The sequence below is a fragment of the Paraglaciecola sp. L3A3 genome, assembly GCF_009796765.1.
In the GTDB taxonomy this organism is placed as follows: domain Bacteria; phylum Pseudomonadota; class Gammaproteobacteria; order Enterobacterales; family Alteromonadaceae; genus Paraglaciecola.
This window is the reverse complement of sequence record NZ_CP047023.1, coordinates 4998112-5019057: the sequence shown is the minus strand read 5'-3', so window position 1 is coordinate 5019057 and position 20946 is coordinate 4998112. Positions and strand designations below refer to the sequence as shown.

Genomic DNA, 20946 nt, shown 5'->3' with positions numbered 1-20946 from the left:
CTAGGAATTTTAATCTTGGTCGAAAAATTTAAAAAATCTAATGTTGTAGTAATATTCTTATTTCATCTTGGCTAACATTATACTTTTTAGCTGTTCTCTCAAGTGTAACTTGTTGATCAATTTCTTCTAGTTTAGTTTTACTATTGTTTCGTAACGCTTGCAAATCACTTAAACAAAGACAAATTACTTGTCCTTTTTTTACTTGTAAGTCAGGCACTGCAACTGCGGCTTTTTTATATAAAATATGAGGGCAGGGGGTTGATCGTTCAGGTGCTTGCAAACATTGTGCAGGCACAGCTGCTATCACTTCACATGTGATAGCAGTCAAGATTACAAAGCCTAACCTACAAGTTATCAACTTCATGTTTATCTAGTGCTTTGGTACAGTGATAAGTAATTCTCAGCGGCATCTTGCCAAGTAAAATGTGTTGTCATGGCACGTTTTACTACCTGTTCAAAACCTGCTGGATCTTCATGATAAAACAATAATGCTCTTTGTATACAAGACAATAAAGCGGCTCCAGTTGGCTCTACAAAAACGAGCCCTGTTGCCTTATCAGGTTGTTCAGCTATATCAATAACTGTATCTCTCAGTCCTCCTACTGCTCTAACGATTGGTAAGGTGCCATAAGCTAAACTATACATTTGATTTAGACCACAAGGTTCAAATAAAGAAGGCATTAAAAAGAAATCGCTACCCGCTTCAATCATATGCGCTTTACGTACGCTGAAGTCTTCTACAAAAGCACATTTGTCGGGATATTTACTTTCGATTTCACGCAATACTTGGCTAATTTCTGGATCACCTGTGCCAATAATCGCTAGTTGCACCTTATGTTGCATAAGCTGATCTAAAATTGGCAATATAAAACTAAATCCTTTTTGTTCAGTTAAACGGCATACCATACCAATTAATGGCACATCAGGGAGCTGTGGTAATCCAACTTCTTTTTGAATATCGCTTTTACAAACGTATTTCCCAGCTAAATTATCGAGTTGGTAATTCTGTGCAATATAAGGGTCGGTATTTGGATCCCACTGACTATAATCGCAACCGTTTAAAATGCCGCTGACGTCAGAATATCGTCGTTGAAACTCTTCAAATAAATAATGCGAGCCCAAAGGACTTAATAACTCTTGGGCGTAGTTAGGACTTACTGCATTAATTTTATTGGCATAACGAATCCCCATACGTACATAATTTAATGCATCTCCATCTAATTGACCGTGCAACTGATAATGGGGTTGTAAATAAGGTATGTCGCTGAACTTATGAGTGCCTTGATATGCCCCATTATGAATAGTGAAAACGGTACGTGAATTATCATAAAAACCGGTATCATCAATGCTAACAAAATAAGGCGTTAATGCGGTATGCCAATCATTACAATGAACTATGTCAGGTTGGAAATTGATCTTTTGAGAGGCTTTAAGGGCTGCGTGAGCAAAAAATGCAAAACGCTCAGCATTATCTGCATAGGCATGATAACTATCTGCATATAAACCTTTGCGATTAAAAAATTCGGGGTGATCAACTGCCAATACTTTTAAACCATGCAGATTTAATTCTTTAATGCCAAATTCATAAGCGGTATGCCCAGAAAAAAGAGTTTGTTTTTCGCAAATATCGTCGGCATTAAATTTTTCAGCCAATTGACGATAGTAAGGCATAACTATAACTACTTCGTGGCCAAGCTCCGCTAAGGCTAACGGTAATGCTTTACCTACATCAGCTAAACCACCGGTTTTAACTAGATCTTCAACTTCTGATACAACAAATAGTATTTTCATGAACACCCTTATTTAATACGATTACAATGATAAAGACTAAACTTGCTAGTTTGTTCTACTAAGCTTACTGAACTAAATCGTTTTTCAAGTAATTCAGAATAACGCAAAAATTTATTAGCAACTAAAACTAAACTACCAGCTTTTGCTAGGTAATTATTCAACTGACTAATAAAATTTTCTGTGACTGAGTAATCGGTTTGGATTCCTGTATGAAAAGGAGGATTGGTATAAACCGCAGAAAACTTGCCATTAACATCAGCTAAACCGTTCGAAGGGACTACTTGTACATCAAGATTATTTAATTTGGCACTTTGTTTAGAGCAATAAATAGCCAAAGCGCTGACATCACTCATCACTATTTCACTTTTGGGGCTTTTGAGGGCTAAATAACAACCAATCACACCTGCACCACAGCCAAAGTCTAACAAACGGCCGGCTTTCACTTCAGGTAAATTTTCAAGTAATAGCTGAGTTCCTAAATCTAAAATCCCGTGATTAAAGACCCCTGGTAAAGAACAAACTTTATAATCTTGCCCTGCCACTGAAAGTGCGACTTCTGTTTGCCATTTGTTGATATCAAAAGCTTTAATTGTTTTATCAACTTGGCCACCAAATAAAGCACAATGGCGTGCAGAGTCTATTTTATTGGTTTGTGAACAAATAGAATCAAGCAATTTGACCGCACTTTTTATGCCGCCTTTGTTTTCGCCTACCAGTAATAAACTCGCATTTGGGGTTAAACAAGCGGCTACGTTGGCGATCAACATTTTTAGTTGTTCTTTGGATTTAGGTACATATATCACAGCACCGTCAAACTTTTTATCAGTAGGATAAGCCGCTGCAAAAGTATGCTTGTCTGCTTTGCCTTGGTCTTTACTTTGCTGATAAATATCGAAATATTGATGAAAAACTGAGATGTCAGCATCACTTAACGTTGCGGCAATATGACTATCTGTAGGGTTAACTAATAACCACTTTCCAGTCGCAAAAAATTCTTCATTTCTAACTAGTACCTGACTAGCGGCTGATAACATTAGGACACTCTCTCAAACATCAGATCCCAAACACCATGGCCCAATCTATGACCACGTTGTTCAAACTTGGTAAGTGGACGTTGTTCGGGGCGAGGCACAAAATCATTGGTATCTGATTGGTTTTCAAAGCCAGTTGCAGCTGTCATTACTTCTAACATATGTTCAGCATAGTTTTCCCAATCTGTAGCCATGTGAAATACACCACCAATGGCTAATTTGGCCCTAAGTTTTTGGACAAACTCAGGCTGCACTATCCGTCTTTTATGATGGCGGGTTTTGTGCCAAGGATCAGGGAAAAATAATTGTACACGAGCTAGGCTGTTATCCGGCACACAGTCGGCCAATATTTCTACTGCGTCATGTTCGTATACTTTTAGGTTTGTCACACCCTTTTCTGCCGCTTCGCCTAAACAGGCTCCAACACCAGGTCTGTGAACTTCAATGCCGATAAAATCTTTGTCTGCTTCGTTTTGTGCCATTTCTACTAATGACTTACCCATACCAAAGCCAATCTCTAAAACAATTGGGGCTTGGCGACCAAATGTTTCGGCAAAATTTTGTAAACCACTGGCATGTTCTAAGCCCATAGTCGGCCAATTTAGCTCAAGTGACTTAGCTTGACCTGTGGTTAAGCGCCCTTCTCTTTTTACAAAACTTTGAATTTTACGAATATAAACGCCTGCTGCGGCTGCTTCTTGTTCGTTTTTAAACTGACTCATGTTGCGATCTCATTATAAATTTGTACTGATATTTCATCATTCATTATTGCGCATTATCCTTTGCCTTCAGCTGATTGCAAGATTAACACACCTAATAATGAGCTTAAGCAATAGTAAGCTGGTTAATATTTGCTGCTAGATGTTTCGCTAGTTCTGCGGGTTGTTCAATTGGTAACATGTGCCCAGTATTTTGAATGATAAGACTATTGGCTTTAGGTAGTGCGTTTTGCATTAAGGTAAATACTTGTTGCGAGACAAAATTGTCTTGTTCGCCAGCAATTAAATTAATAGCAAAATTAGCTTTAGCTAACTTAGGCATTAAGTTTTTTCGATTTGCTGTGGCTTGATACTGAGCAGCTAAAACTCCCGGTCCCAAATCTTGTTCCATTGCCTTAACTAAGGCTTGTTGTTGCTTATCTTGATTAGATAAATGAAAAAATTGAGCTAAATGCTTTTTGGTTAAACCTTTGTATTGTCTGCTTTTTATTAGTTTTAGTGTTTGTTGGCGAGCCTTTTGAGCGGCTTCTGGCAAGGCATCACAAGTACTGGCAATTAAAGTTAAAGAGGCGATTCTATTAGGGTTTTCTAAAGCGGTTAATGCTGCAATATAAGCGCCCATCGAATAACCCACTAAATGCACCTTTTGTGAAAAATATGCCAACCTGTCGCTGGTTAACATTTTCATTTGAGTGAGATCTTCCGCCCATTGTAGCGGTACAAATGCACGCATAGGAATATCTAGATATTGCCAACAGGCATTAAAAATTCTTTCATCACACAGGGTGCCAGGTAAAAAAATCACTGGTTGTTCGATCTGGTAACTTGGGGCATTCAAATTAGACAATTTCTTCTCCGCTGCGAGCTCCTCATAAATAATTTTTTTGGTTATATGGGCAATTATTTTTATGAGTATCGATATTAATATTTAATCAGGTATTATCCGGTTAATTATCATAAGCGCAAAGTAATCAATTCTGTGCCAATCAATAAAAATACAATTAATAGCGATTTCAGCCTAAATGTTTTAAATTGGTTTGATATTTATGGTCGCAAAAACTTGCCTTGGCAATCTAATAAAACCCCATATTCAGTTTGGGTGTCTGAAATTATGTTGCAACAAACACAAGTTAAAACTGTGATCCCTTATTATCAACGTTTTATGCAAACTTTCCCCAGCGTACTAGATTTAGCTAATGCGCCACAAGATGAAGTGCTACATCACTGGACTGGTTTAGGTTATTACGCTCGGGCACGAAATTTACAAAAAGCGGCACAAGTGATCAGAGACCAGTACCAAGGGCAATTTCCTGAGCAAATCGAACAACTGATCGCCCTGCCAGGTATTGGCCGTTCAACTGCTGGTGCGATACTTTCGTTAGCCTGCAATCAACACCACAGCATTTTAGACGGTAATGTGAAACGAGTATTGGCTCGTTATTTTGCTATAGAAGGCTGGCCGGGGAATAAAAAAGTTGAAACAGAATTATGGCAATACGCCGATCAACTTACCCCTGCTAGTCGAACCGGTGACTATACCCAAGCTATGATGGATATGGGCGCAACCCTGTGTAGCCGTTCTAAACCAGACTGTGACCACTGCCCACTTGCTCAAACATGTTTAGCATTTGTGCAGGGCAGACAAGCTGAGTTACCCCATAAAAAGCCTAAAAAAGACATTCCAGTTAAAGCCACTATAATGCTTATTCCAATGTGGCAACAACAGGTGTTTATTTATAAACGTCCTCCAAGTGGGTTGTGGGGCGGATTATGGGGTTTTCATGAAGTTGATGAACAACAACAAATAATTTCTCAAGCAGAAAAACTTGGCTTTGATGATGTGCAACAAACCGAATTAGCTGATTTTCGTCATACCTTTAGTCATTTCCATTTAGACATTACCCCTGTTGTTTTACATCTAAAACAAGCTCCTCAAACACAAGTAATGGAAGACACTCAAATGTGGTTTGATTTATTAGCACCACAAAATGTTGGATTAGCCGCGCCAACTAAGAAACTATTTAGTACAATCAGTAAGAATTTTTAACAACCAAAGTTAGATAAACATCATGAGCAGAACTGTATTTTGCCAACGCTTACAAAAAGAAGCCGATGGCTTAGATTTTCAACTTTACCCTGGTGAACTGGGTAAAAAGATTTTTGATAACATTTGTAAAGAAGCATGGGCCGAGTGGCAAGCTAAACAAACCATGTTAATTAACGAAAATAAATTAAATATGATGGAACCCAATGCAAGAAAGTTCTTAGAAGAGCAAATGCAGGGCTATTTATTTGAAAATAAAGAGCCAGATATTGAAGGATATGTGCCTCCAAAAAGCTAATATTCTTTAAATTTGTCAATTTTTAGGCTGTTTTTGCTCAATCTATAAGCAAACAGTAAAAATAGCTAAAAAAGGTGTTGACTTGAATGGCCTAAATCCGTTTAATACGCACCCACAACGAAGCAAGAATAAGTCTTTAAGACAAAAACTTGTAAGTTGAAGCCCAGATAGCTCAGTTGGTAGAGCAGAGGATTGAAAATCCTCGTGTCCTTGGTTCGATCCCGAGTCTGGGCACCACATTTTAAACCTGATAAGTTATTGAAACTTATCAGGTTTTTCCATTTCTGGGCCTTGTCTTTTACTATAGAAATCTTATCTAAAACCACCAGGTGTGACGATTTTTCGTCACAAACAGTAATTTCTTCATCATTTGGCACAGCGTCTTGCTTAATTATATTATTTGATTGTACGCTCAAATATTCCATAGATGGGTGCGTGTAGCGCTGAACCATTTCTAATGTTTTCCATCCACCCAACTCTTTGATTGCCAATACATCAGTCCCGCTCTCTGCATGCCTAGAGGCCCAATTGTGTCTTAAATCATGAAACCTTAATCCTTTCAATCCAGATTTATCGCATACTTTGCCCCACAATCTTCGGTTTAAATCCTTGATGGGGCTTTGGTTTGCATTTAAGAATACATATTGATTCGATTTTGATTCATGTAACTTAAGCAATAATAACTCTACTACTCTGTTAAATGGCTGTCTGATAGAAGCACCACTTTTATGCTGTGTTCCATGAATTGAAAGCGTCCTAGTGCTTAAATCAACCATATCCCATCTCAGCTGTGTGATATTCGATGCACGTAGCCCAGTATTTAACGCAAATATAATTATGGGCTTTAAAAAGAGAGGAGAGTGTTTAATGAGGCTATCTACATCATTGTCAGATAACTTGTAAAAAGATCGCTCATATTCCTTATAAATCTTTATATGAGGTGTTTTTTCGATCCAACCAAGCTCTTTATGAACAAATGAAAGAAACGATTTTATCTCAGCTAAATATCGATTTTTTGTGGCTAAACCAATATCTGTGCGCTTAGCAATTGTTAGCATGATCGATTGAGCATCGATAGAAGAAAGAATTATTGAAGGTAGGCACTTTTCCCACCAATCCAACTTATTTTGCTTACTGGCAATTGTCTTATTAGATTGTCTCGAATCTAAATATAAAAAGGCAGCTTCTTTCCAAGAGCCAATGTTTTTCTCTTCGAGGGTCAGTTTATCCCATATTTCGATTCTAAGATTTTGTTCAAAGGCGAGCGCCTTAATTTTTGAGGTTTCTCTTGTGCTACGGTTTACTTTATTTAATTTCCCACCAAATGAAAGTTCAAATTTGGTATACCAGTATTTGGAGTTATCTTTTTTGTAGAGCATTGATCCACCGACTCAATCATTTTATCGTATATATCTTCTTACTCTAATGATAGAAACAACTTTAGCCAGCTATTTTTTACTCAACACTATTTACCATATTGGTGCTACCAGAAGTCACTTTGACGTGTAAATATTTTTTCAGTGCTCTTGTGGTTTTAAAGCCGCCAGCGATCTTAGCATCACTTATTGAACCACCATTTCTTATTATCATTGTCAAAAAGTAATGTCTAAAATAATGAGGTGAGAGTCTTTCTGATAACTTAGCCTTTTGAACTGCCAGTTTCCAACACCGCCTGTCAATTAGATATGAATTTCTACCAGACTGTGTAGCAAATAAATAATCACTTTTGATTCCTACTCGCTTACGCTCACCAAGTAAAGTTTGTATAGCTTCCATGGCTCTATCTGAAAGAGGGATATCTATATCGATATTACTTTTAGATTCGGCGCTGTGTATTCGATAAATTTTGTATGTAAAGTCAATATTTGAAATTTTCATTTCGAATAAGTTAGCTTTTCGCATCCCACTATATCTGAATAATTTTAAACAAGTATTGTGGTAATGATAACTAAATAATTTATCAGTGCTTTTTTCAGAGCATAATTGAGAATATGTATCTGTGAACACCGCAAACTTCTCTTTATTAATATCAATGAATTGACGACCGCCAGATTGAAAACTGGGTATATTCGGAACTTTTTCTATCCAGCTTCGCTCGTAGCATAGTTGAAGTGTCTTTCTTAATTCACAGCAGAACTTATTTATAGTTGAAGAGGATAGGTTTGAGCTAGCTTCTTTGAAGCATAGAATGATATCTAAAACAAAGTCGTCATTAAATAATTTTAATGGTACGAAGCCGGCTATAAATTGTAAAAGAGCAACATCTCTATTCATTTCATCTACAGTCTTGCTTGTAGATATTTTATTTGTTTTGAACCCCGTAATCAGACCATCCAAAAGTGTTTTTCCTTCTACATAATCCAACAGATTAATATTCATCAAATTTGACTTTTCACCTATCAATTTATTGGCTGCAATCTTGGCTTCTTTCTCTGTTTTTCCTTCGATCCTGATTCTGCTCTGGTTATTGAATATGCGCTTTAGTCTAATATTTATTGGTGTCTGTTTTCTAAGATCCAGTCTAAAGCCCTGTGATGGGGCTCCTTTTTTGACTTCAGTTACATTCAGATTGAAAGTCTCTACGTAGGTCACAGTTTTGCGCTGATTTCCGCCTTGTATTTGCGATAATCCACTATTAATAAGTTTAGTTTTTTTCGTTTTATTAGCAGCGTCATATTCACTTATTTTTGCAGTAACTATATCGAGATATTCCTTACGGCATAACTCCTCAGCTTCTAGAGTCTTAATATTTGTTTCATTACTTTGATTGGAAACAGGTATATTTTCTATTGGCTTTTGTAATGTTTGTGGAAATACATTAGAGTCTTTTTTAGAAGTATCAATTTGAGTGGCGACTTCACACCCTGCATCACTTTTATTGAAGAACGCCTGAATCGCCTTAGGAAAAAAATACCATTCATTTTTTAATTTTGAGTATGTTCCTGCCAACATACCTTCTTCAGCCCACTCAACGACTACTACAGGCTCAATTTCAAAGATATTCGCAACATGATTCGAGTCCCACAATTTATATTTACTGGGGATATTGTTCGATAGCTCTTGTTTAACAGGTTCCAAATTTACCATTTAAGTAAATTCGCTAAATATTCACCTGCTTTCCTGTGCTTATTAATAAGTTCTTTTAAGAAGATTATAGCTGTCATGTCGAGGTTCTTTTTTACAATTGAAGTCGACGTGATATTTTCCACATATATTTTTTTTCAAGAAAAATGGATTATGCTTGGTTTTTGCTGTTAATCATAAAAAATAAAATATAAGTCATTGTTTTATATAGACAAATTAAAAATCAAAAACACGCAAAAAAAAATTAAAAAAAAAGCCGGCTAGTGCCGGCTTAATAATGGTTTAACATTTCCCTTCAAATTGAGATAAAAACGCGTTTAACTCAATACCAACTATCATGTTAAATAACTGCTTTGTGTCCTGAAGTTTGATATATCGCTCTATTTGAGCTTTATATCGACTGAGTAAGCGATATTGATTCATAAATAAAATATTGCTGCCCAGTGGATTACAGTATTCACAATGCGTCACCATATTTTTCGATAACATTACATATTCACACTGCCCTTCCAAACTTTTGTGTAGCACTATTTTGTCTAGTTTGTCTTCTGACTTGTATAGCACCAACATTTCTGGCTCACACCTTTGTGTGCACCTATTACCACTATTAATAGAATTCAACATTTTTCTTACTCCTAATTGATTGTACTCAATTTGAAGTAACACCAAACGATGCGAACTATTTATGAGGTAGATTCAAAAAATTCGTATTAAACGTATGTATTTAGTTTTTTAAACAATAATACGGAAAACAGCATGCTTCATTATTCGAAAAAAATGGAAAAGAGAGTTACGATTATCTGCAAACTACTCTTAGACCGAGTAACACAAAAACAAAATACACTAGAAACCCCATTTCCCCTTGATTTGACGAGTATCATAGAGACTGATTCAACACATCTCATTATCCGTTTATTACTACTCGAAAATGATGAAGAGCAAAGGTTAAAACTGATTGATAAGTTGATTGAATATCACTACTCGCCTGAATTCTCCCCACTACCGTTCTAGTTAATGTTGAAGACATCAACTAGGAAATTAAAAATGAGCGACAAAACAACTTCACAATTTATACGCGAATACAAAAGAGCATCAAAAAGCCCTTGGAATGACAGCAGTACCATTCTTTTATTAGCTAACGTAAAAACTTCAGATAATGATGAAATGGAACTGAGTTTTGAGCAGTACATCTATTTACATAGAGACTCTGCTGGCCGAAGCTTAGGCGTGAGTATCAGTCAATCTTTGTTGAATAGTCATACTGAGTTTGACTCAAAATACTTAGCAGACATAGACATGATAGCTTTACTATTGATACATATTGACGACATACGTTCGTTTTGTGAATTATTCGCAGATGAATTTGAAGACGTATTTCTAATCGAACCATCAAGCTATTTTGAAGTTGCTGAATCGCAATGGCTTAATAAATTAGAAAACATCTAAGCTTGAAAAAGCTATAACTTATTAGCGAGCCAATTGGCTCGCTTTTTTGTCTAAAACTAAAGCATAGAAACTTATTTAATCTCTTAAGTGCCAATATTGATCATCCATAGCTTATTGATAGTAACTTCGGCTTCACGCCCAAAGCGGACTAAATAACTTAACAGGTTGAATGGCAAAATATGGTTTTTCAAACTGCCTGAGCGAATTAAAGTCAGCGTTCCTTTCATAATTGATGTCTATCCAATTCCTAACTTCAGTGAATGCCGCGCTCTTAGTGTTGTAGGAATACAGTTAAAAAGTTGATTGACAGCTCACTCTTGAGGTTTTTCAAACAGCAACTTGCCAACTAACCATATTGATCGGCCAAAATTGGAAATCAGTTGCTCTCCTTGCCTTAAAAATGATTTATTTTCGTCAATTCCTGCAAGTTTCAAAGCATCTCCAATATTCGAGCTAGTAGGGTGAGCATCACCTACTCGCATATCATAGGCACCTACAAGCGGTCCAAATACTTCACGAGCTTTATCAATGCCAACTTTCTGAGCTAGCACATCTTGTAGGAGCTTATTTGACGCCAGTTTTTCCTTATTTCGGTGTGTTGATAGTTTGCGAAGTTCACGAACATCAAGCCGATCTGAAAAAACACGAACGAGCTCTTTTGCCAATCTCAGCAGTGATACTTGATCCGTGCTTGCGAAGCGAGATATTTGCTTCATAGCTTCTAAGCGATCTAGGTCGTGCAAGTAAAGAACAACGTTGAACTCTTGTTGAAACCCGTCCTCAAGCATACCCATGACCTTGAAAAGAAGCTCCTCGACAGCATGTGTAGATGCTGGCTGAGCTTTCACTTGTGAGGCTAAGAGTTCGTTTGAAACCTTTCCATCAGGGACTACATTTTGAGCTGCCCATAAATACTGTTCCCATGCAGGAAGACGAGCAACGTCATAAGCATAAACAGTGACTAGATCAGAAGAATTTATTCCGAAGTGAATTGAATATCCAGATGTGGATTGAATTTTCCCTGTTTCTGCCGTACACCACTTAAGGGAAAAGCCACGAAGGCCGAGAAGTTCATTTATAATACCTGAGCGAAACCACAGCCATCTACCAACATCTTCATTGTTTAATTCAGTAGAGGGCATACGCGTACTATCGGTTTCAACTATATATTGAGGTAGATTTTTGTCTGCATCTCCTCTAACCCGCTTACTTATTCCTTGATGCTCAATCCACTCATCCCTCCAAAACTCACCTTCCACCCGCACACCCTCATAGTCACCACTATTTCCCTCGGAGCTTTCATGATCAATATTGTCGTTTGTTTCTGGCCCCATTACAGGCGCGTCGTCATCTTCATCAACATCAGTGCGCCAGGTACGAAACATAGCCCAACGCCCCCCAAAAACATCATTTACACCACGAATTAATAATTCAAATCGACCGTTGTCTCGCTCTTCTTGATAGTTTTCCAAGCTAGCATATTCACTAGAGTCAAGAGAGGCTATATTTTCCACTCTTTGACGGTAGTAAGAGAGCCTTAGTGACATATTTCTAGCAGCTAAATAGTCGAGAAGGTACTCTCTCTTAATCTCAATTAGCTTCTGCTTACCTTCTGCGTCTAGCGTTTCTCGTGCTACCACAACGAAATTCTCTTCTGGTCTTACCCAGTTATTTCCCTCTTTTATAAGGCGAAGCGCAACAACTAAGTCAGGATTCAATAGCCATAGATTTCCGCCAATTACTGGTTGAGGATGTTCAAAGACAAGGTGAATTCCGATCGGCTCTTTATCATTCAATTGATACTGTTCAATAGAAGAATAATAACCATCGTCGTAAGCATAGGGTTGAGCACTACAACCAATTCCAATATCACTCCAACTTAATTTTTCAGCGGCTTCACGATGCTCCGGTGTAAATGCAACAGAACCGCACCCGAAAAACTCGTTAATATAACCTATATTTTTAACGTTACCTTTTTCGTTATCGCAAGAGGCTCTCAAAGGAACCCAAGTTGAATTAGAAAAGGTCCGTCGGGTCTCTTTTTTTTGGAGAAGCCAATCTTGATTCATAAGTGGTTACCTTCCTTAGCATCATTGCTATTTAATATTGTTGGATATTTATTATTAAATAAATATCCAGACTAGCGCCTTATCCTCTAATTGCAATGGATATCTCTGATTCGAATATATACTTGATTCATACTAAGTAGGCTTACATATGTTACTTTCACCCAATATTTCTTCGTCGCTCTGAAAAGCTGCTTTACAGTAATTTTAGATTATTAGTAAGCCTGTGGCTAATGTCTACCACTACACAACCAAGCCCAAGTGATTACAACTCGACTTCCTGTTTACGATAGAACTTGCCAAAGGATATACAGTCCTTTGGCTATCTAGCTACGCATCAATACTTTCAGACACTTCAAGTGCATCATCAACTTCTATACCCAAATATCTAACGGTACTTTCAAGTTTTCGATGCCCAAGCAATAACTGACAAGCTCTTAAGTTCTTCGTCTTCTTATAAATGAGTGATGGCTTTGTTCGTCGCATCGAATGCGTGCCATATTGAGTTTTGTCCAAACCAATTGAATCAACCCAATTACCAACAATTCTGCCATATTGCCTCGTAGAAATATGGTCTGAGGGCTTGGCTCTCGATTTGAACAAGTAATCGTTTGGACTTAGGTTTTGTGTGGCAATCAATTCTGAAATAGATTTTCTGGTATTTTCAGTTATCTCAAACTGAACGGGTTGCTGTGTTTTCTTCTGAACAACAATTGCTCGAGATTGGATAATATTGCCACGACAAACATCTCTGACCAGCAATGCGACGAGATCGCAACCACGCAACTTGCTGTCTATTGCCAGATTAAAAAGTGCTAGGTCTCTTGTCTTGTTGGATAGTTCTAACCGTATTCGAATAGACCAAATTTGTTGAAGTTTGAGCGGTAGCTTCTGTCCAATAAGTTTATTTTTGTTCCAAGGTTCTTTGGGAACATAAATGGTTAAGGCATACATGAAAGTTCTCCTATTTAACGGAGATATAAGTATGGTACCTAAATATTAGTTTGGCAGATTAAGCCGTGCTTCGGTTCTAAGCGGTCATTAATATATCTAAATAAAGCGAGTTGCGAATCAAGTCAATCTGCCCCCGTTGATTTTAAACTTCTAATTATTCTCTATAATAATTACCGAAAGCTTTTCTAACTTTATCTTCAATATCCATCGCACTTTCAACTGTAATAGATATTAAACTTTCACCTTGAGTTATTATTTTGGTAGCGCTCTTTTCTTCTGAGGTAAGCAATCTAATTAACCGAAGTTTAGCCTCTTCCATTTCCTCAATTGATTCAAAATATTCAGATTTTGACATTTCATCCTCTTTTTCTTAGCTATAAAAGTGGGAACCATATTCTAGTATTTAATTTTAATATCAACGGTCAGAGTTATTGATTTTTAAAACGTCCGCTTTGGGTCGAAAAACCGACCGTAATCCAGACTATCAGACAATTTCCAATATGTCTGCAGTTAGGCTCGAAATCGACGGTCAGCATTGATACAGCAATGGAAACATTTATGCTCAGTTGCTAACAGATTATCTTTGGTATATCGCTCCACTTTGTTGTGTATTGCGGTGATAAGAACGCTCGGCGCATCGCAAATTTTTGCTCAAATCCTTTTGCGGCGATATGCACTGTTGAGCGGCCATATCGAGCATTGATTGTATCCATGCAAGCCATGAGTTTAGGGTTGTCATTCGAAGGCGTGAACAAATCGTACTGAAATAGCTCTTCATTGTGTAACCCCATCAAACCCACCCCGCACCTATAATACCGAATATTAGGCTTATATAGACGTGACATCGCATGCTCAATAACCTTAACAATATTCATCGTGTCATTAGTGGGTACAGCAAAATGATGAAAGTACGACTTCCTGAAATAGCCTTCAGTATCATGAGGTGAACTGGTTGCAAATAGGGTCATGCTGCTCGTTAGGCTCTTTTGCTTCCGCAACTTTATAGCCACTATTTCGGCATGACTAGCTAAGGCGCTACTTAGTCCTTCGAAATTGGTAATTCGCTCCCCAAAACTACGAGTACTATAAATTTCTTTTTTAGCGGCACGCACTGTGTCCCAACTGTGTCGCACTTCTCCGTTAAGCTCTCGAACGGTATTTTCGACTAAAATTGAGAACTCTTTTCTAATTTGAGTGGGGTTTCTGTTAGCCAATTCCCAGGCGTTACTAACGCCCAACATATTCAAACGTCTACCGAGGCGATTACCAATACCCCATACGTCAGTCACGGCCATCTTTGATAGCACTTTTTTTCGTATTTCTTTGGTATCAAGAACGGCTACGCCTTTAAAACCCTCGACCTTCTTTGCTGCGTGATTGGCTACTTTGGCTAGGGTGGGGGTTGGGCCTATGCCTACACAGATGGGTAATCGCACTTCTCGCCAAACAGCCTTTCTTATTTGCATCCCCAACGCTTCCCAGCCTTCTAGAGGTGCTGAGGATGGTTTGCCGTAATACAAAAAGCACTCATCGATTGAGTAAACGTTAATATTCGGGGCAAAACGTGCACAGGTATCCATCATACGTTGGCTCAAGTCCGCATATAACTCATAGTTGCTCGAACGTATAACAGCACCAGCCGCTTCCAGCTCTTTTTTAACTTGAAAGTAAGGTACAAACTTCTTTCCAATGCCCATTCGCTTGGCAATGCCACAGGCGGCGCAAATACAGCCATCGTTGTTCGTTAACACCACGACAGGTTTGTTGCGGATTGATGGTTCGAATACCTTCTCGCAACTGGCATACATACTGTTCACGTCACACAATGCGTACATTAGAGGTGCTTTGTAAAAGGTCGATGCAATCTGATTGAGCGTGTAACCACACCTTCAATCTGAAACTCATCCCCCTCTCTTAAGAAGTAAGGCTCTAAGTTCTGACCTGAAGACAATAAGCAGCGCTGTACCTTGTCGATTTTTTTGCACACAAAAACCCCGTTGAGGTTTGCTACCACAACGTCTTGGTCTTTAATATTTTGCGCACGGTCAACAATCAGTAAATCCCCAGAGAATATACCGTCCCCCATCATAGACTTACCTTCTGCAATACCAATGTAAGTCGCGGATGGGTGGTCGATGAGTAATTGGTCTAAATCGAGATTAAGCTGAGTGTATTCTGCCGCAGGAGATTCAAAACCGATGATTCCTGCGGAGGCTTTAATTGGGATAAACTTTAACATAACTGTGATTATATACAGTATTTTTTATTTTGACATAATCTTCATTATTATTTATTTCGAAATACACATTAACTTTCATTTTTTAGAAGAAATGCATCAAATTAAAGTATGCAATTTGACGATTTTTATTCTGTGTCCTAGCTTAATAATTACAATTAACTTAAGGATGAGAAATATGGAACACACCGACTTACCACCTAAAATACTAGTTGAAACTTGGCTTTTTATACTTACTTCGGGAGATGAGCAAGAGGCAAGGCGTCATGTCAGAAGAATGTTAAACCGCTCTTTTGGTGGCGTTGAATTTGCTGCCATGTACTTAGAAGACGATAAAAAAAAGATGAGTACCATTTCTTGATTAAGTATCTCTTTCTACTCAAGCGTGGGCCTTTGGATATTAATTTTCATCTATGAAGAGTCGGTAATATTTTTGCCTTTTCAATTATCCTCAACTAACTTAAAAAATAAGGGTTTATAAACAAGGATGTCTTTCATGCCAGAGAGAAACAATCACTTACTTTCCCTAACGAAAGAGGTAGACAGGGCCTTTCAAATTTGGCGTCACCACCCCGATGATGACGTCTGCCAAAAAAGATATGAAATGGCGAAAACTCAATTAGATAAAAAAATAAAAGAGTACAAAAACAACTTGGATTTAAAATACCACCATTGATATATTGCTCCATAGATACTCAATATTTAAGGTCGCGTTATAGTGGTAAACCCAATGTTCGCATTTAATGGAGTTTTTATTTTTTTGGCGGGAAATATGTTCAAAATCCTTTGTTTAGCCTTTATTGCACTCACCTTTTCTGCTCATGCTGATTTTCCCACCTCTTTTAGCAATGCGAAAATTAAAGCCGAAAAAGAAGTCTACTTTGACCAGAATAAGACATTCTATTGTGGATGTGATTTTGTATTTGATGACTCATTGGATGTTGATGGAGATGGTGATATAAAAGAAACGTTTGTATCGCCCACGTCATGTGGCTATATCCCTCGCATTCCCATTTCTGGCTCAGGTAAGCCTAATGTCAGAGCAACACGAATCGAATGGGAGCATGTTATGCCTGCTCAGATAATTGGAGGGCATCTAACTGAGTGGCAAAACCCTGAACAGTATCCAGCATGTCAAAAATCAAATGGTAAATATTTATCTGGCCGAGACTGTGCTTATAAGGTCAATAAACAATTCAAGAAAGCACATAATGATATGAATAATCTCGTTCCTGCTGTAGGTGAGTTAAATGGCGACCGTTCTAACTTTCAATACGCCACCATAGCAGGAGAACTCAGAGCATATGGAGCATGTGACTTTGAGGTGGATTTTAAGACGGATACCGCAGAGCCTGCCGATGCCATCAAAGGTAATGTTGCAAGGATATATCTATACATGATGCACACCCATGATATTAAATTGAGCAATGATGTTGTCACGTTAATGTTGCTCTGGGATAGGCTAGATCCAGTAGATGAATATGAGTGTATTCGAGACGAACGCATTAGGAAATCACAACACATTGGAAACGTATTTGTACAAGCAATGTGTGACTAAATTTTGATGTTAACTACTCTACAAATTGTATTAATTGATAAATAAAATATGCAAAGGTAGTTTTTTTTCTATTTTCTCCTACTATTAATTTGTCACAGGATGGATTTACATATCGGAAGTATGTAGTCGAAACGTTTAATTCATTATAGGTAAATAATTAAATCGATTAAGGATATCCATATGAATAAGTTTCTACTACCCATTTTTAGCACCCTCGCTTTTTCAACCTATTGTTTCTCAAATTGCACAATTGAAGATATCACAAATGAACCTGTCAAACTTACCACGAGTGGCCTTTGCCATGATTCAAACTCTAGTTATTACAAACAGATAAAAAACGGATATAAAACCTCATTTAATACCGTCGAAGAATGTGTTGAAAGTGGATTCGCACTTCCCAAATCCTATTATGAAAAAAATGAGTCAGAATTATATTTAAAGGGATTAAGCAATAAGACTGCATTGTTACTACAGCAACCTATGAGTACTGCAATAGCAACTAAACTTGGAAATTGTGGTGCAGTAAACTCAACTGCCATCGCTTCTCAAAGTAATGTAGCTGACCCTAGTGAAGTAGTTGAAAATGTAAAAGCACAACAAGCACAAGAAGAAGACATTAAGAAATCCTATGATTTTGGAGGATTTAACTGGAATCCTGCAATTGTCCTTTTAGCATATAGTGATAAGCCTTATATCGAAGATATTACAATTGAAAGGCAAAATGAAACTGATGCGGAGGGAGTGGTTCGGATTGGCAAGGAAGTTGACTACCAAATGGCATTAATGATAGAGACTCACTGGTACTTTGGTATTAAGAAAAATCAAATAGAGCAATTCGGTTATGGCCCATTTCTAGCAGTAAGCTTAGCTAAGCAAGAAGGTGACGGTCTTGGGACTACTATTGGATTCGGCCCAATGATTGGTTGGTATAAAGGAGAAGGCAAATCAATGAATATCGGATTAGGTTACTTTATTGACACTGACTTCACCACCATACGTGGCGACTTGCAAGACGGGGATATGACCACTGAAAAGGACAGCACTAAATTACTCAGAAAACGGGATTCTGATGGAGTTATGTTACTGTTTACAGCAACGTTTTGAATTTGATTTTGTTCATAGCAATGTAGAGAAGTTTAATTTTTAAGCGTATTTCGAAACGGTCATTAATGTTGGCTGTTTTGTCATCTTGGATGAGCTATCTCTTTATTAAATCAATCTCATTCAAGCAAAGTAGCGCAGATGTCTTTATTTGTAACAAACTAACGTGTAGTAACTAGGATTAAACCTGACATTTTTTATATTAGACTTCGATCAAATCTGACGGGCAGCAAAGAGCGAGAAGCAGAATCTCAAACTACCTTAGCCGAACGGCTGCTTTGCCCAAGACAGACAGTCGAAAAGCGAGTGCCTAAAGCTAGAATGAGCGAAAAAGAGACGTCCATTGGTTTTGGTTTAGCCGTCCGATACAAGTTCCTTAGGATACCTTTCATCGACTCTGCCCCCTCAGATGCATTAAAACGGAAAGCCACTATGACAGCAATGGTGGCAACACTGTCATTTGCGTATTTACAACAAGTTACCTAGTTGATGATCTGCCGATGAATTAAATATTTAGAGAAATTACTAATGAGCTGTTCAGTATTTAATTCAAATAGTACGAAAATCAACCAATAAAATTCATTCAACTGAGTTTTTAGAAAAGCATCGTAACAAACCTCCCGATTTCACTCGAAATAGAACCCTTACTTTGCTCAGTTTAAATTTTAGACACTCAGAAAGTCATCCGGACAAACGACTTGACTCTTTAAGAAAGGCTATAGTAAATTTCTAATCAAATACAAGTTTGTGCTATGCCACTAATTTTAAAGCTCTTATTTACATTCAGCAGTTTTCTAGAGTAATTCGAGTTAGTAGTAAGTTCTTATGAGCCGATGGAATGATTCAAGTGAAAGGCTAAATTAATAATAGATTTATTTTTATGGCTCATTTACCAACCTTTATATTATCCATTAATTCTTTTAAATCGATTTCTTTTCGATATCGCATTTTACTGTGTGAATTTTAAAGAATCGAAAGGCGCTGGACGGACATAGCAATTAACTTTTACACCAAAGCACGCTAAATATAAAAAATAAAATGATACTAAGGATATATAATGAAATGGATTACTACTCTAATCTTAGGTGGATTATTCCTCACAGCTTGTTCAAGCACTGAGCGTAGTTCTACCAACTTAGATTCAACTAGAGTGAATAATAAAAGTCTCAGTGATATTGAAAATAAATACACATTTATTGGTTCTGTTAAACCATCCAATGATTATTTTTATGGTGTGAAATATGAAAATGATGGGTTTAGTTTGGCGGAGTCTGGCGACTTTGTCGAAGCTATATATTTAAATCCAGAGAATAAAACTATAGGGGTTTGGTTTAAAAACCTTAAGGGTTCATACGCAAGCGATGAATCATTTTCTTGCAGGAAAGGCGCGGCAAATACTGAAGATGATACTCTTTACTATATGTGTGAAAGTGAGTTCACACAGGTAGAGGCAAGCAAAACAGTATTAATGAATGGGCTTTTAGCGGTAACTGGAATTGGTCTACTTAGCGCGGCGACAGGAACTGCTGGATACTTTGCTCGTTTCGATGAATCTGAAGTCTTCGAAACAATAGAACACTTAGGTATCGATGCCTTAGCAAAGGGAGACTTAGGCATCAAAGTCTTTACTGCCAAAAAACAAAAAACTCAAAGAATTTTACGTAATAAAATTAATAACAGCGTTGAGAGCCTAGCGACCAAGGTAGAAATGTTAAATGAGAAAAATAGGCAACAGCAATATCTACCAACAAATTTCTCTATAAGTTCTAAAGATCAAACTAGTATATTTTCTGGCGATTATGCAACTGTGGCTAAACAATCGGCTACTATTACTGTGCATCCGTTAACATTTTCCTTTTCGATACCAAACCCTAATGATCTTTATGAATCAGTCTTTAAATTAAGCCAATTTTTGCAAGCAGAAAACGAAACACAGCTAGCAGATTTAGAGCAAAAATTTGAACTGCAACATACTTCGTATTTCGCCGAATATGATAAGTATATTAACGAAAAATCAAGCGATCTAAGTCGCGAATTCTATGTGGCTTGCAGCAGTGTTGAGGTAGAACGATTTACGTTTGACGTTTCATGTAAAAAAGGCAATTTAATCAACGGAATAATTCATATCCAAGCAAATATAACTACACAGAGTTTTAATCTAGGAAGAGTTTATCCTAAATTTTCAAAAGGTAATGATGTTGTCGCTATATCTGTTAGTGGTGGAACTGTTAAGCTGCAAAATATGACTAACACCTTCATTAAAATAAACACAATTTCATCGTATGTTAACAAAGATATATATAGCGCAAAGCAGAAAAGTAAGATTAGCTTGTCACCCGCTTCATTTATAGAGGTGCCTGTTGATAACTTTTTGTCAAAAAAACAAAGAACTCAACTCGTTTTCAATAGCCTCAACGCTCATGATATCAAAAATAACACGTTAGATTTTGGATGGGCAATTGAGTATCAACTTTCTAGTTCTTCTACAGCACAAACGCTATACGCATTAGATACAATTAGGGTAAGAGACCTACTTTAGGAGCCTGCTCACTTCAATCACATTGAGCTAGTTACCTACGGCGACCCCTCGCTCAGGCAATAGTCTCTCATGTTTGGTA

The 20946-nt window shown here is 37.4% G+C and carries 21 protein-coding genes, 1 tRNA gene and 1 pseudogene; 10 read left to right on the top strand and 13 right to left on the bottom strand.

Annotated features, from left to right (window positions below; translation table 11 throughout):
* Positions 1-37: 37 nt before the first annotated feature.
* The 5 genes from GQR87_RS20880 to GQR87_RS20860 all read right to left on the bottom strand — a co-directional run bounded on the left by GQR87_RS20880 (position 38) and on the right by GQR87_RS20860 (position 4388).
* Positions 38-328: a hypothetical protein gene (locus tag GQR87_RS20880; RefSeq protein ID WP_233267350.1), complete on the bottom strand. Its 291-nt coding sequence runs from the start codon at positions 326-328 to the stop codon at positions 38-40.
* Positions 329-366: 38 nt separating this feature from the next.
* Positions 367-1791, bottom strand: a complete 1425-nt coding sequence (gene glgA, locus GQR87_RS20875; protein ID WP_158972602.1) for a glycogen synthase GlgA — start codon at positions 1789-1791, stop codon at positions 367-369.
* An 8-nt stretch (positions 1792-1799) separates the two neighbouring features.
* Positions 1800-2825, bottom strand: a complete 1026-nt coding sequence (locus tag GQR87_RS20870; protein WP_158972601.1) for a class I SAM-dependent methyltransferase — start codon at positions 2823-2825, stop codon at positions 1800-1802.
* Positions 2825-3544, bottom strand: coding sequence for a tRNA (guanosine(46)-N7)-methyltransferase TrmB (trmB, locus tag GQR87_RS20865; RefSeq protein ID WP_158972600.1), 720 nt, complete (start codon positions 3542-3544; stop codon positions 2825-2827). Before trmB ends, GQR87_RS20870 begins: the two co-directional genes overlap by 1 nt.
* A 103-nt stretch (positions 3545-3647) precedes the next feature.
* A complete protein-coding gene (locus GQR87_RS20860; RefSeq protein WP_233267349.1) occupies positions 3648-4388 on the bottom strand; it encodes an alpha/beta fold hydrolase in 741 nt (246 codons plus the stop codon).
* A gap of 138 nt (positions 4389-4526) precedes the next feature.
* Between GQR87_RS20860 and mutY the strand changes: the two genes are divergently transcribed.
* The 3 genes from mutY to GQR87_RS20845 all read left to right on the top strand — a co-directional run bounded on the left by mutY (position 4527) and on the right by GQR87_RS20845 (position 6120).
* Positions 4527-5588 (top strand): A/G-specific adenine glycosylase, encoded by a 1062-nt coding sequence (gene mutY / locus GQR87_RS20855; RefSeq protein ID WP_158973137.1) that lies wholly within the window; start codon positions 4527-4529, stop codon positions 5586-5588.
* 22 nt (positions 5589-5610) lie between these two features.
* Positions 5611-5883: an oxidative damage protection protein gene (locus GQR87_RS20850; protein WP_158972599.1), complete on the top strand. Its 273-nt coding sequence runs from the start codon at positions 5611-5613 to the stop codon at positions 5881-5883.
* 161 nt (positions 5884-6044) lie between these two features.
* A tRNA-Phe gene (locus GQR87_RS20845) sits at positions 6045-6120 on the top strand.
* 197 nt (positions 6121-6317) lie between these two features.
* Here GQR87_RS20845 and GQR87_RS22670 read toward each other — a convergent pair.
* The 3 genes and pseudogenes from GQR87_RS22670 to GQR87_RS20830 form a co-directional block, all read right to left on the bottom strand.
* Positions 6318-6941 (bottom strand): annotated as a pseudogene (locus tag GQR87_RS22670) (site-specific integrase); the annotation flags it as partial.
* A gap of 397 nt (positions 6942-7338) precedes the next feature.
* Positions 7339-8961 (bottom strand): tyrosine-type recombinase/integrase, encoded by a 1623-nt coding sequence (locus GQR87_RS20835; protein ID WP_158972598.1) that lies wholly within the window; start codon positions 8959-8961, stop codon positions 7339-7341.
* A 288-nt stretch (positions 8962-9249) separates the two neighbouring features.
* The gene (locus GQR87_RS20830) at positions 9250-9591 is read right to left on the bottom strand and encodes a hypothetical protein (RefSeq protein WP_158972597.1); all 342 of its coding nucleotides are present in this window, start codon (positions 9589-9591) and stop codon (positions 9250-9252) included.
* A 132-nt stretch (positions 9592-9723) separates the two neighbouring features.
* Between GQR87_RS20830 and GQR87_RS20825 the strand changes: the two genes are divergently transcribed.
* Complete coding sequence (locus GQR87_RS20825; protein ID WP_158972596.1) at positions 9724-9978, top strand: hypothetical protein; 255 nt, start codon at positions 9724-9726, stop codon at positions 9976-9978.
* A 33-nt stretch (positions 9979-10011) separates the two neighbouring features.
* On the top strand, positions 10012-10413 hold the full coding sequence (locus GQR87_RS20820; protein ID WP_158972595.1) for a hypothetical protein: 402 nt from the start codon (positions 10012-10014) through the stop codon (positions 10411-10413).
* A 311-nt stretch (positions 10414-10724) separates the two neighbouring features.
* On the opposite strand, the gene GQR87_RS20815 is transcribed toward GQR87_RS20820, so the two are convergent.
* The 5 genes from GQR87_RS20815 to GQR87_RS20795 all read right to left on the bottom strand — a co-directional run bounded on the left by GQR87_RS20815 (position 10725) and on the right by GQR87_RS20795 (position 15672).
* Positions 10725-12482 (bottom strand): hypothetical protein, encoded by a 1758-nt coding sequence (locus GQR87_RS20815; protein ID WP_158972594.1) that lies wholly within the window; start codon positions 12480-12482, stop codon positions 10725-10727.
* A gap of 327 nt (positions 12483-12809) precedes the next feature.
* Entirely contained in the window at positions 12810-13433 is a 624-nt protein-coding gene (locus tag GQR87_RS20810) for a tyrosine-type recombinase/integrase (protein WP_158972593.1), read from the bottom strand.
* 154 nt (positions 13434-13587) lie between these two features.
* The gene (locus GQR87_RS20805; protein ID WP_158972592.1) at positions 13588-13788 is read right to left on the bottom strand and encodes a hypothetical protein; all 201 of its coding nucleotides are present in this window, start codon (positions 13786-13788) and stop codon (positions 13588-13590) included.
* 214 nt (positions 13789-14002) lie between these two features.
* Complete coding sequence (locus GQR87_RS20800) at positions 14003-15268, bottom strand: Y-family DNA polymerase (protein ID WP_158972591.1); 1266 nt, start codon at positions 15266-15268, stop codon at positions 14003-14005.
* Positions 15268-15672: a LexA family transcriptional regulator gene (locus tag GQR87_RS20795; protein ID WP_158972590.1), complete on the bottom strand. Its 405-nt coding sequence runs from the start codon at positions 15670-15672 to the stop codon at positions 15268-15270. Before GQR87_RS20795 ends, GQR87_RS20800 begins: the two co-directional genes overlap by 1 nt.
* 175 nt (positions 15673-15847) lie before the next feature.
* Here GQR87_RS20795 and GQR87_RS20790 point away from each other — a divergent pair, with 175 nt between their 5' ends.
* The 5 genes from GQR87_RS20790 to GQR87_RS20770 all read left to right on the top strand — a co-directional run bounded on the left by GQR87_RS20790 (position 15848) and on the right by GQR87_RS20770 (position 20867).
* A complete protein-coding gene (locus GQR87_RS20790) occupies positions 15848-16030 on the top strand; it encodes a hypothetical protein (protein ID WP_158972589.1) in 183 nt (60 codons plus the stop codon).
* 411 nt (positions 16031-16441) lie between these two features.
* Positions 16442-17227, top strand: a complete 786-nt coding sequence (locus GQR87_RS20785; protein ID WP_158972588.1) for an endonuclease — start codon at positions 16442-16444, stop codon at positions 17225-17227.
* 180 nt (positions 17228-17407) lie between these two features.
* Positions 17408-18331: a hypothetical protein gene (locus GQR87_RS20780; protein ID WP_158972587.1), complete on the top strand. Its 924-nt coding sequence runs from the start codon at positions 17408-17410 to the stop codon at positions 18329-18331.
* Positions 18332-18649: 318 nt separating this feature from the next.
* Positions 18650-18814 (top strand): hypothetical protein, encoded by a 165-nt coding sequence (locus GQR87_RS20775; protein ID WP_158972586.1) that lies wholly within the window; start codon positions 18650-18652, stop codon positions 18812-18814.
* Between the two features lie 571 nt (positions 18815-19385).
* The gene (locus GQR87_RS20770) at positions 19386-20867 is read left to right on the top strand and encodes a hypothetical protein (RefSeq protein WP_158972585.1); all 1482 of its coding nucleotides are present in this window, start codon (positions 19386-19388) and stop codon (positions 20865-20867) included.
* Positions 20868-20946: the final 79 nt, after the last annotated feature.

Bases quoted from the DNA above. Each gene is read 5' to 3' on its own strand.
- glgA (WP_158972602.1), bottom strand. From the start codon at position 1,791: ATGAAAATACTATTTGTTGTATCAGAAGTTGAAGATCTAGTTAAAACC.
- GQR87_RS20870 (WP_158972601.1), bottom strand. From the start codon at position 2,825: ATGTTATCAGCCGCTAGTCAGGTACTAGTTAGAAATGAAGAATTTTTT.
- trmB (WP_158972600.1), bottom strand. From the start codon at position 3,544: ATGAGTCAGTTTAAAAACGAACAAGAAGCAGCCGCAGCAGGCGTTTAT.
- GQR87_RS20850 (WP_158972599.1), top strand. From the start codon at position 5,611: ATGAGCAGAACTGTATTTTGCCAACGCTTACAAAAAGAAGCCGATGGC.
- GQR87_RS20830 (WP_158972597.1), bottom strand. From the start codon at position 9,591: ATGTTGAATTCTATTAATAGTGGTAATAGGTGCACACAAAGGTGTGAG.
- GQR87_RS20825 (WP_158972596.1), top strand. From the start codon at position 9,724: ATGCTTCATTATTCGAAAAAAATGGAAAAGAGAGTTACGATTATCTGC.
- GQR87_RS20820 (WP_158972595.1), top strand. From the start codon at position 10,012: ATGAGCGACAAAACAACTTCACAATTTATACGCGAATACAAAAGAGCA.
- GQR87_RS20815 (WP_158972594.1), bottom strand. From the start codon at position 12,482: ATGAATCAAGATTGGCTTCTCCAAAAAAAAGAGACCCGACGGACCTTT.
- GQR87_RS20810 (WP_158972593.1), bottom strand. From the start codon at position 13,433: ATGTATGCCTTAACCATTTATGTTCCCAAAGAACCTTGGAACAAAAAT.
- GQR87_RS20805 (WP_158972592.1), bottom strand. From the start codon at position 13,788: ATGTCAAAATCTGAATATTTTGAATCAATTGAGGAAATGGAAGAGGCT.
- GQR87_RS20800 (WP_158972591.1), bottom strand. From the start codon at position 15,268: ATGTACGCATTGTGTGACGTGAACAGTATGTATGCCAGTTGCGAGAAG.
- GQR87_RS20795 (WP_158972590.1), bottom strand. From the start codon at position 15,672: ATGTTAAAGTTTATCCCAATTAAAGCCTCCGCAGGAATCATCGGTTTT.
- GQR87_RS20790 (WP_158972589.1), top strand. From the start codon at position 15,848: ATGGAACACACCGACTTACCACCTAAAATACTAGTTGAAACTTGGCTT.
- GQR87_RS20785 (WP_158972588.1), top strand. From the start codon at position 16,442: ATGTTCAAAATCCTTTGTTTAGCCTTTATTGCACTCACCTTTTCTGCT.
- GQR87_RS20780 (WP_158972587.1), top strand. From the start codon at position 17,408: ATGAATAAGTTTCTACTACCCATTTTTAGCACCCTCGCTTTTTCAACC.
- GQR87_RS20775 (WP_158972586.1), top strand. From the start codon at position 18,650: ATGAGCGAAAAAGAGACGTCCATTGGTTTTGGTTTAGCCGTCCGATAC.
- GQR87_RS20770 (WP_158972585.1), top strand. From the start codon at position 19,386: ATGAAATGGATTACTACTCTAATCTTAGGTGGATTATTCCTCACAGCT.